This window comes from Microbispora sp. CSR-4, from assembly GCF_008033685.1.
GTDB lineage: Bacteria > Actinomycetota > Actinomycetes > Streptosporangiales > Streptosporangiaceae > Microbispora.
Map to the genome: position 1 here is coordinate 108,592 of NZ_VJVX01000011.1, position 12,264 is coordinate 120,855.

Here is a 12,264-nt window from a genome sequence, read left to right on the forward strand (position 1 = left end):
GTACGAGCGGCCGTCAGGCGTGGTCGCCTCCTATTCCGGGGAACGGCGGCGCCGGATCAGGGGACGGCGGCGCGCCGGCTGCTCCTCGGCCTCGCCCGTCTCTTCGGGCTCGTCCGCGCGGGCCTGCTCGCCCCCGCGGGCCTGCTCGCGCCTCGGGGGCCGTTCGGCGGCACCTCGCTCGGCCTCCGGCCCGCGCCGCCTGGCCGATGGCCTCGCGCCGGGCTCCTCGGGCCCGTCCGCGGGCCCACGGGTGGGTCCTTCGCGTCCGCCCGCCCGGGCGCCCGCGTACGCCGGCCTGCGCGCCCGCTCCGGCTCCTCCTCTTCCTCTTCCTCCTCCTCGTACGGCTCCTCTTCGAACTCTTCGGCCTCCCCGGCCTCCTCGCCTTCCCCGGCTTCCTCGGGCTGCTCGGCCTCGGGCTCCTCGCCTTCCCGGCCTTCCTCGCCTTCCCGGCCTTCCTCGCCTTCCCGGCCTTCCTCGCGTTCGCGCTCCTCGCGCAGCGCCGTCTCGTGGTCCTTGACGACCTGACTGTCGCGGATCTCGCCCCGCCAGCCCTCGATCTCGTCGGGACGCAGCAGGGCGTTGGTCATGACGTGCCGTCTGAAGTGCTTGAACTCGAGCCGGACGCGGCGGCCCTGGGCCCGCCACAGGTTGCCCACGTGCTCGAAGAAACCCTGCGGGTGATATTCGATGACGAGCAGCACCCGGGTCAGCTCGGGAGCGATCTCGTGGAAGGTCACCGAGCCGTCCGGGAAGCCCTTCGGGCCCTGCGACCGCCAGATGATCCTGCTGTCGGGGACCTGCTCGACGATGGTCGACTCCCACGTGCGGTGGGACCAGAAGACCTGCGCCTTCCACCCGAGCTTCTCCTCGGACTTCTGCTCGACGGTCTCGACCTTCTTCATGAAGCTCGGGAACTCCTCGAACTGCGTCCACTGGTTGTAGACCAGGCGGAGCGGCGCGCCGATGTCGAGCGCCTCGACGATGTTGGTGACCTTGAGCTTCTTGCCCTTGCGGCCCTTGCCTCCGCCGCCCCCGCCGAACAGCCCCTTGATCTTCTCCTTGCCGTACGCCATGAGGGCCGCGCGCACGGGGTGGCCGCCTCCGCCGTCTTCGGTGAGAGCGCTGGCGACGGTGCCGAACAGGCCGCCTCCGCCCGTCGCGCCGAGCCGGTCGGCCGCCGTTTTGAGCAGGCCCCGGGCGCCCTGTCCGTGGGTGAGGCCGCCGAGCAGCCCGCCGAGCGCCTGCCGCCCGCCGCTCTCCTTGCCGGTGAGCGCGCTGAACAGCCCGGAGCCGCCGTGCTCCACATAGTCGGTGAGACGGCCGGCCAGACCATCGATCTTCTCGGCGACCCGCGACAACGCGCGCTCGGCCACTGCGGTGGCGAGGTTCTGGAACTCCTCGCCGAGCCGTTGCGTGGGCAGCGCTCCCGTGTCCGGCGCATGTGGGGCTCGCGATCGTTGCGTCTGGCTGCGTTCTCGGGTCTGTCCGGCCATCGGTCTCACCTCCTCCGCACCACGGGACGGGTGGGACGGACCCGGGGCCGGCGCCGCTCCTCGGGTTCGGGCTCCGCTGCCTCCTCCTCGTACGGCTCCTCGTCGTACTCCTCTTCCTCCTCATAGGCCTCTTCGGGCTCGGGCTCGGGCTTGCGCTGGGGCGGGCGGCGGCGGGGCGCCCGGCGGCGGGCCTCCTCCGGACGCTCCCTCTCCTCTTCTTCTTCCTCTTCCTCCAGCACCGCGGCCCGGCCCCGGCCCTTGGGCTGCCGGAGGGCCTCGGCGCGTTCGTGCAGCCTGTCGCTCAGGTTGTCGATCTGGCGGCTGGTGGCGCGCATGGCCGCCGCCTTGCCGATGTCCAGCAGGTCGCCGCGTACGCGCTCGGTGATCTTGCCGAGGTCGGGGGCGGCGCCGCCGAGGATCTTGGGGACCTGTTCGAGGAGGGCTCCCGCGGCCCCCTCTCCCTTGAGACGGGCGGCGAGGATGGCCAGCGCGAGCACCATCGCCAGGCGCAGCTTGTGGTGCCGGCCGAGGTAGTAGCCCGCGATCACAGCCAGGGCCACCTTCAGTCCGTCTTTCATGATCGCGCCTCCTACTGGCCGCCCGATGCGCCGTTCCGGCCGTCCGCCCGTCACGCCGTACGGCGCTGCGATCCGACTGAACGGTATGAATGCCCTAGACAGGCACACAAAAACTCGATCCGGTACATACCGGGCAGTTTTCGGCGGACTTGATCTCTGGCTTAGTGCTGTCCGTTACGGTCGTCGCCGGATTCGCCGGTCTTGGTGTGTTAGAGGGATTCCGGTGACCCAAACTCGCCCCACCTCGGACGATTACTGTGCGCAAACCGGGTATTACGGGCGTGTATCGGCGGTAAGCGGTATCTACTGCGCGCGTGAAGCGGGTGAGTCACATGACCGAGACCAGAACGTCGACCGCGACCGTCGAGCCGGCACCCGGGCGGTCCCTCGGGACCATGGGCGGCTCCAGTCTGGTGACGGAGCGGGGCCGCACCACGATCTCCGACGAGGTGGTCGCCAAGATCGCCGGCCTCGCGGCCCGTGAGATCGACGGCGTCCACGACTTCGGCACCGGCACGGCCCGCGCGTTCGGCGCGATCAGGGGCGCGCTCGGCGGCGAGGATGGTGTCACCCGAGGAATGTCGGTGGAGGTCGGCGAGCGGCAGGCCGCCGTGGACATCCACCTCATCGTCGAGTACGGCGTCGCGATCCCCGACCTCGCACAGGCGGTGCGGAGCCACGTGATCCGCGCCGTGGAACGCATGTGCGGGCTGGAGGTCACCGAGGTCAACATCGCGGTCGACGACGTCCACCTGCCGCGGCAGCAGGAGCCGCAGACGCCCGGCGACGGGGAGCCACGGGTCCAATGAACGCCGTGCCGGAGAACGCGGGAGCGGAGCCCGGGCGGGTCACGACGCCCGAGCGGGCCGGGCCCGGCGCTCCGCAGGGCCCGCCCCGGCAGCGGGACGCAGGAGCGGAAACGCCGGAACGCCCGGCCCCGGAACGAGAGGCCCCGGAACGAGAGGTCTCAGCGCGCCGGATCGCGGACCGCGTGCTGTCGTGTCCCGACGTGGCCGGCCTGTCCCGGGGGCCGTTCGGCGTGGTCGCGACGTACCTGCCGGGAGGTCTCGTCCCGGGCGTCGCCGTACGCGACGACGCGATCGAGGTCGACATCGTCGCCCGGTACGGCAGGCCGCTGCCGGAGGTCGCCGACCTGGTGCGTGACGCCATCGGCGACCTGGCGGGCGGCCGGAGGGTGGACGTGACGATCGCCGACGTGGTCACAGACGACGGCGGAAAGAAGGGATGATCATGCAAGGCTATCCGGTCTGGGGCCTCGTGGGGCTGCTGTTCGGCACGGTGCTCGGGGTGGTCGGGGCCTTCGGCGGCCTCGCCGCGTTCATCATCGTGCTGGTCCTCGGCGTCGTCGGGTTCGTCGTCGGCCTGGTGCTCGAAGGCGGCGTACACCTGCCGCAGATGCACCCGAGACGGCAATGAGCGTGCCCACGGAGCACGGGACGACGACGATCTCCGACCGTGCCTTCACGCGGATCGCCGAGAAACTGGCGAGCGAGGACGAGCACGTCGCCGGCCCGCCCCACGTGACGGCGTCGGTGTGCGGGGCGGTCGCGGCGGTGCACTGCGACCTGGCCCTGCGATATCCGGCGCCGGTGCCGCGGCTGGCCGCGAAGATCCGCGAGCACGTACGGCGGCGGCTGCGCGAGCTGACCGGCGTCGCCGTGGAGAACGTGGACATCGAGGTCGTGGAGCTCGTGCCCGAGCAGAGGCGGGGACACAGGCTCGCGTGAAGGGCCGAGCGGGAGGATGGCGATGACCGAAGGCCGACAGGCGCCTGAGAAGGTGCCGCGCTTCGTCCCGATGCGGGGGTTCGGGGCCGGGGGAGCCGGCGGGGCCTTCCGGCCCAGTCGCGGGCTGCCTGCCGCGGTCGCCGCGCTGGCGCTGCTGGCGATCGGGGGTCTCACCACAGTCCATGTGGTCTCCGCGCTGCTGGGGCGGCCCGTCAGGCTCGTGCCGTACGAACAGTGGGCCCGCTGGGCGAGCACGACGGCCTGGAACGACGGCCGCACCCTCGCGGTGGCATCCGCGCTCGCCCTGATCGGCCTGGTGCTGATCCTGATCGCGGTGGTCCCCGGCCGGGGGCGGATGATCGCGCTGCGCACCGGAGACCCCGACCTGGTGGTCGGCCTGCCGCGCCGCGCGCTGGCGCGGGCGCTCGGTGCCAGGGCCGGAAAGGTGGACGGCGTGCGCGCGGCCGGCACCAGGATGCGCGGCTGGCACGCGGACGTGTCGGTCAGGACCGACCTGCGCGACACGAAGGCGCTCGCGGAGCGCGTGCGCGCGGCCGTCGAGGACGAGCTCGCCCGGCTCGCCCCAGCCCATCACATATCCCTGAACGTGCGCGTCCGCGGCCCGTCGTAGGCGAAGTCGTAGGCGAAGGAGACAGGACGTGAAGACGAGATCGGGCAAGGGCAACCGGACCGGCCTGGCGGTGTTCGGCCTGGTCCTGCTGGCGGTGGGCGGCCTCGCGATCGCGCGGGCGCTGGGCGCTTTCGGCGACGCCGCGGCGCGGGAGCCGGTGGTGGACGCCGGGGCCAGGAGCTTCGCGGCGACCACGCCGTGGTTCTGGCCCGTCGTGGCCGCCGTCGCATTCGTGATCGGGCTCATCGGGCTGGCCTGGCTGCTGGCGCTGCTGCGGGTCGACCGGCCGCGGCGGCTGCGCCTGGAGTCGGGCACGACCGGCGTCACCGAGGTCGACGCGCATCCCGCGAGCGAGGCCCTGGCCGAGCAGGTCAGCACTTATCCGGAGGTCCGCCGGGCGCACGCCGTGCTGCGCGGCCCGTCCGACGACCCGCACCTCGACATCGGCGTCTCCGCCGAGGAACCGGCCGACCTCGGGGCACTGGTCACCCGGTTGCACGACGAGGCCGTCCCCGACCTGCGCACCACGCTCGGCCTGCGCCGTCTCCCGGCCATGGTCCGGCTCAACCTGACCGGCGGCCGCCGGACCCGCGCGGTCCACTGAAGCGCGGTCCACTGAAGCGCGGTCCACTGATCGAGACCGAGCCCTGTTCGTACGCCCGCCGGAGCCGGAGCCGGATGGCTCTGCTGCGCGTGGCCCAGACGGCGCCTCGCTGCGTCAGCCGCTCCCAGGCCGATCTAGAGATCGGTCAGGTCGCGCTCGATGTCGCTCAGCTTTCGGAATAACTTCGTCTCGCCCGGAAACCGTCTGAATCCGTACTTCTCGTAGAAGTGCGCAGCCTCGTCGTCGACAGCGTCGACGACGACCAGACGGAACGCCACCTCCTTGGAGGCCCGGACCATCCGGTCAAGGGCGTCGACAAGCAGCCTGCTGCCGAGTCCCTGCCCTTGCAGTCGCCGGTCGAGCGCCAGTCGTGCCAGGATCACCGCAGGCACCTGCTCGGGGCTGTCGCGCCCGATTTTGGGTGGCACCTGCGCCCTTTCGATCGCGTGCCCGGCGATGGAGTAATAGGCCAGAACGTTCGTGTCGTGTTCGCGAGTCCAGGCGAACGTTCGAGCGGTCTTCATCGCCTGCGCGTGCGAGGCGAACTGCTTCAGCCAGGCGCTGAGCTCATCCTTTCCGCAATCGAAGTCTTCCAGGCTGTGTTCCTGGCCGAGAGGCTGCGTGATGTACACGACTTACTTACCTACCGATCCATGATGTCGCGGTTCTTCCGTGCCGCCTCGGTCAACGCACGATTCCGCGCCGGTGGAGCATCGAGCGACGCGAGGATCTCGTCGTAGAAATCCGGTGGAACCACGGTGAGTCGCTCCCGGCGTAGGACCTCCTCCGCCGCGGATCGAGCGGCTTGAAGAACGAAAGCGGTGGTCGTCTCCCGCGAGATGAACGCGGCCTGCTCGATGAGGTCTTTGTCATCTGGGGTGATACGTACTTCCAACCGACTCTTCGCCGGAATCACCCGCTTGCGTCTGGCGCTGGCAATCTTCTGTGCTTTCTTCTCGCTGGTGGGTGAAACTTCGCCTGCGGTGTCTGCTGCGTGGTGGCTTCTCATTGTGGTGGCTCTCCCTGTTGCGCAGACTTCGACGCGTGGCGTCGACGCCGACCATGTCCGGTCTCCCGTAGTGCGGCCTTCCCCTGCCGACTACGAGCCGTTCCCGATTCAGCGGCGGGGCTCGGACAGGACCTCGGCGAGGACGGCGGCCTGGCTGTGCTCGACGTCCCTGGTCGCGGTGAGCAGGGTCAGCGGGCCGTTCTCCATGAGCCGGCGCAGCCGGTCGAGGGCGGCCTGGCGCTCGGGAGCGTCCAGCTCGGCGAGGTAGCGGCTGCGGAACTCGCCGAACCTCTCGGGGACGTGGCCGTACCAGGTGCGCAGGGTGCCGGACGGCGCCACGTCCTTGATCCATTCGTCCAGATGAGCGGCCTCCTTGGTGAGGCCGCGCGGCCACACCCGGTCGACCAGCACCCGGGTGCCGTCCCCGGGCGCGGGGTCCTCGTACACGCGGCGGACCGTGACGGACACCGCTCCCACCTCCTCCTGCGACTCCTGCCGCCATACTCCCCGGAGAGGGGCGGCGCACGCCGGTGTTCCGCGGGCCGGACAGTTCATGTGACTGAAAGTTTCACTTTCCGTAAGGGCGTTGTCGCTGGTCGGGATTTCGTCCAGATTGTCGACCAAATCGGCCCATGTCGCCCGCCTCGGCCCGGTGCCTATGGTCCGGGGCATGAAGATGCGAATGATCACGGCGGGCCTCGCCTTGCTCGGCTCCGTCGCCGCGTCGCTCGTCGTCGGTCAGGCGGCGCACGCGGACACCACGATCTGCGAGAAGTATGGTGCGACCACCATCCAGGGCGGCAAGTACGTCGTCATCAACAACGTCTGGGGCAGCGACGCCCAGCAGTGCATCAACGTGACGAACAACGGCTTCACGGTGACGCAGGCGGGGCACAACAAGGCGCAGAACGGCGCGCCGGCGGCCTACCCCGCGGTGTACGCGGGCTGCCACTACGCCAACTGCTCCAGCGGCAGCGGCCTGCCCCTGTCGGTGAGCAACAGCCAGTTCAACTCGGTGCAGACCAGCGTCAGCATGAGCTACCCGGGCTCCGGGGTCTACGACGCCGCGTACGACATCTGGTTCGACCCGACGCCGCGTACGGACGGTCAGAACACCGGCGCCGAGCTGATGGTCTGGCTGAACCACACCGGCTCGGTCCAGCCCGTCGGCTCCAGGGTCGGGACGGTCAACATCGCGGGCGGCACCTGGGACGTCTGGTTCGGCAACACCGGCTGGAACGTCGTCTCCTACGTCCGCACCTCCCCGACCAACTCCATCAGCTTCGCCGTGCGGGACTTCTACAACGACATGGTGAACAGGGGATACGCCCAGCGGTCGTGGTATCTGACCAGCGTCCAGGCCGGATTCGAGCCCTGGGTGGGCGGCGCCGGCCTCGCGGTGAACAACTTCTCCTACAGCATCGGCGGCGTGGTCCAGAGCCCCTCGCCCAGCCCGACGCAGGGCGGCAACAACGGCGGCGGCGGCGCCTGCCGGGTCAGCTACAGCAAGAACGAGTGGCAGGGCGGCTTCACCGCCGAAGTGACCGTCACCAACACCTCCTCCAGCGCGGTGAACGGCTGGAACCTCGGCTTCTCCTTCCCGAACAACCAGCAGATCACCGGCTACTGGAACGCCGACATCTCCCAGAGCGGGTCGTCGGTGACCGCGAGGAACCTGTCGTACAACGGGTCGATCCCGCCGGGCGGGACCACCTCGTTCGGCTTCCAGGGCACCTGGAACGGCTCGAACGGCAACCCGACGAACTTCACGTTGAACGGCACCCGCTGCTCGTGACGCGTCGTCGAAAAGCACGTCCCTGAAAAGCAGGCGCCGCCGGAGAGAAGCCTCTCCGGCGGCGCCGTCACGTCAGGGGTTGACGTTGATCGTGAAGGTGGAGGTCGTGTTCTTGATGTCCTGGTAGTTGTCGCTGAGCCTGAGGTTGTCGAAGGTCACCGACCCGACCGCCGGGCCCTGGTCGGGCTCGGGCAGCTCGTTCGCCCACAGGCCGAAGCCCGACTTGGCGTCGAACTCGTCACCGCTCCTGTGCGCTCCGGAGATCGAGATGTTGGTGAAGACGGTGTCCTTGATCGGGTTGACCGGCCGGCCGCCGACGTACTGGGTCTGGAACATGATCCCCGAGTAGGTCGGGTCCACGATGTCCACATTGCTGACCCGGATGCCCTGGAACACCTTCGAGGCGGAGAACAGCCAGATCGCCGGGAAGGTCTGCTGGCCCCAGAAGTGGCCGCCCGCACGGACGATCGAGATGTTGTCGAACACCGTGGGCGGGCTCGCGCCGAAGCCGTTCATCGGATAGCCGAAGTCGAGCGAGCTGATCGTGATGCCGGAGTAGGTCAGCGTGTCCGCGATGTAGATGTTCCTGAACGTGTTCGCGTACCCGCCGTACACCGCGACGGCGGCCGCACGCCACGGCAGGATCGCGGTCAGGTTCTCGTAGACGTTGTTCTTCTCGTCGGCGCCTCCCGCGTCGATGGCCGAGAACAGCGCGAAGCTGTCGTCGCCGGTCGACCTCGCCTCGTTGTTCGAGACCAGGTTGTCGGTGCTGCCGTTGGTCATGTTGACGCCGTCGGCGAACGTGTCCCGGATCCGCGAGTTCCTGATCGTGATGTTGTCGGTGTTCGCGCCCCAGTACATGCAGACCTGGTGCTCGACCCAGATGTTGTCGATCGTCATGTTGGCGACGTTCGACCAGTCGAACACCTTGCCCGGCCCGTCGATGCGGCTGGTGTAGTTGCCGAAGTAGGCGAACCCGGAGAACGTCGAGCCGTTGGCCGACGCCTCCGCCCGGAAGCCGACGTCGGTGTTCTCCTGCGTGGACGGCGCGTAGAACCGGGTGAACCACGGCCCGGCGCCGACCACCTTGATCGGCTTGCCGTACACCTGGAACTTGCCCGACGTCTGGTAGTCACCGGCCGGCAGGTAGACGCCCACGAGCGTGCCCGTGGTGTCCATCCGCACCCTGTCGAGCGCGTTCTGCACGTCCTGGTGGGTGAACCCGGCCGGCACGGCGTACGTCGCGGGATCGGGGTTGGGGATCGCCGAGACCTGCTCCAGGTTCACGAAGTCGATCGCGTACGAGGAGGTGTTGGCGGCGTCCTTCTGCAGCCGGATCTTGCTGCCCTTCGGGACCGTCGTCCCGAGCAGGATGTTGGCCTCGTCGTAGATGTGCCGGGGGCCGCCCGCGCCCGGCGAGTTGCCCGGGCTCGCCTCGGGACCGTACAGCCAGGCGTACTTCGAGGTCAGGTTGATCGCCTTGAGGAAGCTGCCGTTGACGTAGACGTTCAGCGTGGCGTCGGTGCCGCCGCCGCCCGCCGCGTCGGGGATCGAGAAGCGGGTGACCAGGGTGTTCGTGTCGGCCCTCGTCGTCCACTCCACGTAGCTGCCGGTGGTGGTGAGCCGCACGGCCTTGCGCCCGGACGCCTCGCCGGCCAGGTCGCCGATGGTCCGGTTCGGGCCGACGACCGTCGCCCCGCCGCCGGTCACGCCGTCCTCGGCCTCGTACATGTCGTACGGCATGTTCGCGCCGCGGCCGACGAAGAACGGCAGGCTGGAGGTGTTGTTGGCCTGCTTGACCGGCAGCTCGTTGGCGTCGGCGGCGAGCACGGTCTTCACCGTGTACTTGCCGTTGGCGGCGGTCCACGTGCCCAGGTTCACCGGGCTCGTCGTGGCACCGGCCGCGATCGCGCCGCTGTAGGAGCCGGTCAGCGTCTTGACCACGGTGCCCGAGTCGTTGGCGATCGTGAGCGTGATGCCGTGGGCGCCGCCCGCCGAGGCGACCGTGCCCTGGTTCTTGATCGCCACGGTGAACGTCACCGTGCTGCCGCCCGCCGGATTGCCCGGCGTCCAGCTCACCGGCGAGGCCACCAGGTCGGAGCTGTCCACCGGCTTCACGACCAGCGGGGCGGAGGCGGAGAAGGAGTTGTTGGTCTCGTTCTGCTCGATCACCGCGTTCGACTCGTCGACCTTGGCGCTCAGCGGGTAGCTGCCCGCGTCACGCTGGCCGATGTTCGCCGTCACGGTGGCCGAGGCGCCGGCCGCGAGCGCGCCGACCGAGGCGGTGCCCACCTTGGCGCCGCCCAGGTAGAAGTTCACGTTCGTGGCGCCGGAGCCGAGGGTGCCCGCGTTGCGCACCGTCGCCGACAGCGTGACGGCGTCGGTCTCGACCGGGGACGCGGGGGAGGCGGACAGGGAGGTGATGGTCAGGTCGGGGTTGGGCGCCGGGGTGCCGATCACCTGGAACTCGGCCATCTGCCCGGCCGGGGCCCCGGAGTTGGCGGTGAACCTGAGCTGCACGTCGGCGACCGTGCCGGAGACCGGGATCGTGACCGTGTTGCCCGTGGCCGGGTTGAAGGTGTAGGTCGCGGCGCCGGTCAGGTTGGTGAATCCCGACGCGCTCTGCTCGCGGCCCAGCACCTGGATGGTCTGCGTACGGGTGGACCAGGCGGCGTCGGGGTTGAGCTTCAGCACGACCGAGCTCACGACCGCGTTGGCCCCGAGCTGCACGGTCAGCGTCTGCGGGTAGGAGCCGCCCGCGCCCTCCCAGTAGGTCGTCAGGTCGTTGTCGTTCGCGTTCGCCGCGACGTACGTGAACGTGTAGGAGGAGGCGGTGATCGGCTTGCCGACGGCCATGTTGGAGCCGCCGCCGCCCGAGCCGTTGCGGGTGACGGTGTTGCTGTCGATCGACTCGTTGCCCGCGGCGTCCTTGGCCCGCACGTAGTAGGTCACCGTGGCGGTGGTGGGCTGGGTGTCGGTGTAGGTCGTGACATTTCCGGCGACGCTGCCGCGCAGCACGTTGTTCGCGTAAATGTCGTAGCCGGTGACGCCGACGTTGTCGGTGGAGGCGGTCCAGGTGAGCTTGACCTGCCCCGGGGTGGTCTCGGTGAAGGCGAGGTCGCCGGGAGCGGTGGGCGCCTGGGTGTCGCCGGTCGCGCCCGTGCGGGTGACGGTGTTGCTGTCGGCCGACTCGTTGCCCGCGGCGTCCCTGGCGCGCACGTAGTAGGACACGGTGACGTCGGCCGGCTGGGTGTCGGTGTAGGTCGTGACGTTTCCGGCGACGCTGGTGCGCAGCACGCCGTTGGCGTAAATGTCGTAGCCGGTGACGCCGACGTTGTCGGTCGAGGCCGACCAGGTGAGCCGGATCTGGCCGGTCGCCGGCTCGGTGTAGGCGAGGTTCGAGGGCGCGGTCGGGGCCTGGGTGTCACCGGTGGGCGCCGGGCCGTACACCTCGAACTCCGAGATCTGCGCGGCCGGCCAGGCGGTGTTGGCGGTGACGTTGATCCGGACGTAGCGGACGCTGGCCGTGGAGAAGGTGATGGCGACCGTGTTGCCGCTCGCGGGATCGAAGGCGCGGCCCGCGGAGGCGGAGAGGGTGGAGAAGTTCGTCCCGTCGGTGCCGCCCTGCACGGCGAGCGTCTGGGTGCGGGCCTCCCACGTGGACGGGAGCCTCAGCACCACCCGGTTGACCGCGGCCGAGGCGCCGAGGTCCACCTGCAGCCATTGAGGGAAGGCGTTGTTTGCGCTCTCCCAGTAGGTGGCCTGGTTGCCGTCGTTGGCGTTGCCCGCGCCGTACACGTCGGCGTGCGCGCTCTCCTTCATGGTCTTGCCGAGGGCGAGGTTGCCGGAGGCGGTGGCCGCGCCGTACACCTCGATCTCGGAGAGCTGCGCCGCGGGCCAGCCGGTGTTGGCGGTGACGTTGATCCGGACATACCGGGTCGAGGTCGCGGTGAAGCCGATCGTCACCGCGTTGCCGCTCGCCGGGCTGAACGCGCGGCCCGCGGAGGCGGAGAGGGTGGAGAAGTTCGTGCCGTCGGTGCTGCCCTGCACCGACAGCGTCTGGGTGCGGGCCTCCCACGACGCGGGCAGCTTGAGCACGACCTGGTCGACGCTCGTCGCGCTGCCGAGGTCGACCTGCGCCCATTGGGGGAAGGCGTTGTTGGAGCTTTCCCAGTAGGTGCCCTGGTCGCCGTCGTTGACGTTGCCCGGGACGTACGGGCTGTTGCTGCTGCTCGCGGTCACGGTGCGACCGGCGGCGAGGTTGGGGCCGCCGGCGGCGGAGGCGGGGGAGAGGGGCGCGGCCACGGCGAGCAGGCAGGCCGCTGCCACCACAGCGATCAAGCGCAATAACGGGACATGCGTTTTCGACATTTGCGTTCCTCTGTCCGGGCAGGAACCGACCGGC

The 12,264-nt window shown here is 69.9% G+C and carries 13 protein-coding genes; 7 read left to right on the forward strand and 6 right to left on the reverse strand.

Annotated elements, in window-relative coordinates; translation table 11 throughout:
- Positions 1 to 30 precede the first annotated feature (30 nt).
- A complete protein-coding gene (locus FLV34_RS11750) occupies positions 31 to 1,494 on the reverse strand; it encodes an SRPBCC family protein (protein WP_147943069.1) in 1,464 nt (487 codons plus the stop codon).
- 5 nt (positions 1,495 to 1,499) lie between these two features.
- Positions 1,500 to 2,072 (reverse strand): hypothetical protein, encoded by a 573-nt coding sequence (locus FLV34_RS11755; protein WP_142649368.1) that lies wholly within the window; start codon positions 2,070 to 2,072, stop codon positions 1,500 to 1,502.
- Between the two features lie 395 nt (positions 2,073 to 2,467).
- On the opposite strand from FLV34_RS11755, the gene FLV34_RS11760 reads away from it, so the two are divergent.
- From FLV34_RS11760 to amaP, 6 genes are read left to right on the forward strand one after another with little or no spacing between them, the layout of a single operon-like run.
- Positions 2,468 to 2,881 carry an Asp23/Gls24 family envelope stress response protein gene (locus tag FLV34_RS11760; protein ID WP_240971709.1) on the forward strand — a complete coding sequence of 138 codons (414 nt, stop codon included), beginning with the start codon at positions 2,468 to 2,470 and terminating at the stop codon, positions 2,879 to 2,881.
- Positions 2,878 to 3,321, forward strand: a complete 444-nt coding sequence (locus FLV34_RS43245) for a hypothetical protein (RefSeq protein WP_312845760.1) — start codon at positions 2,878 to 2,880, stop codon at positions 3,319 to 3,321. Before FLV34_RS11760 ends, FLV34_RS43245 begins: the two co-directional genes overlap by 4 nt.
- 2 nt (positions 3,322 to 3,323) lie before the next feature.
- On the forward strand, positions 3,324 to 3,509 hold the full coding sequence (locus FLV34_RS11770) for a hypothetical protein (RefSeq protein WP_142649366.1): 186 nt from the start codon (positions 3,324 to 3,326) through the stop codon (positions 3,507 to 3,509).
- Positions 3,506 to 3,820, forward strand: coding sequence for an Asp23/Gls24 family envelope stress response protein (locus FLV34_RS11775; RefSeq protein WP_142649365.1), 315 nt, complete (start codon positions 3,506 to 3,508; stop codon positions 3,818 to 3,820). Before FLV34_RS11770 ends, FLV34_RS11775 begins: the two co-directional genes overlap by 4 nt.
- Before the next feature lie 22 nt (positions 3,821 to 3,842).
- Positions 3,843 to 4,451 (forward strand): DUF6286 domain-containing protein, encoded by a 609-nt coding sequence (locus tag FLV34_RS11780; protein ID WP_142649364.1) that lies wholly within the window; start codon positions 3,843 to 3,845, stop codon positions 4,449 to 4,451.
- A 28-nt stretch (positions 4,452 to 4,479) separates the two neighbouring features.
- On the forward strand, positions 4,480 to 5,055 hold the full coding sequence (gene amaP / locus FLV34_RS11785) for an alkaline shock response membrane anchor protein AmaP (protein WP_147943070.1): 576 nt from the start codon (positions 4,480 to 4,482) through the stop codon (positions 5,053 to 5,055).
- A 134-nt stretch (positions 5,056 to 5,189) separates the two neighbouring features.
- Here amaP and FLV34_RS11790 read toward each other — a convergent pair whose 3' ends face one another.
- The 3 genes from FLV34_RS11790 to FLV34_RS11800 all read right to left on the reverse strand — a co-directional run bounded on the left by FLV34_RS11790 (position 5,190) and on the right by FLV34_RS11800 (position 6,532).
- On the reverse strand, positions 5,190 to 5,687 hold the full coding sequence (locus FLV34_RS11790) for a GNAT family N-acetyltransferase (RefSeq protein ID WP_147943071.1): 498 nt from the start codon (positions 5,685 to 5,687) through the stop codon (positions 5,190 to 5,192).
- 11 nt (positions 5,688 to 5,698) lie between these two features.
- Positions 5,699 to 6,064 carry a DUF1778 domain-containing protein gene (locus FLV34_RS11795; protein ID WP_147943072.1) on the reverse strand — a complete coding sequence of 122 codons (366 nt, stop codon included), beginning with the start codon at positions 6,062 to 6,064 and terminating at the stop codon, positions 5,699 to 5,701.
- Between the two features lie 108 nt (positions 6,065 to 6,172).
- On the reverse strand, positions 6,173 to 6,532 hold the full coding sequence (locus FLV34_RS11800) for a DUF488 domain-containing protein (protein ID WP_260617372.1): 360 nt from the start codon (positions 6,530 to 6,532) through the stop codon (positions 6,173 to 6,175).
- A gap of 202 nt (positions 6,533 to 6,734) precedes the next feature.
- Here FLV34_RS11800 and FLV34_RS11805 point away from each other — a divergent pair, with 202 nt between their 5' ends.
- Positions 6,735 to 7,859, forward strand: coding sequence for a cellulose binding domain-containing protein (locus tag FLV34_RS11805; RefSeq protein ID WP_205830589.1), 1,125 nt, complete (start codon positions 6,735 to 6,737; stop codon positions 7,857 to 7,859).
- 72 nt (positions 7,860 to 7,931) lie between these two features.
- Here FLV34_RS11805 and FLV34_RS11810 read toward each other — a convergent pair whose 3' ends face one another.
- Complete coding sequence (locus tag FLV34_RS11810) at positions 7,932 to 12,191, reverse strand: discoidin domain-containing protein (protein ID WP_261985745.1); 4,260 nt, start codon at positions 12,189 to 12,191, stop codon at positions 7,932 to 7,934.
- Between the last annotated feature and the right edge of the window lie 73 nt (positions 12,192 to 12,264).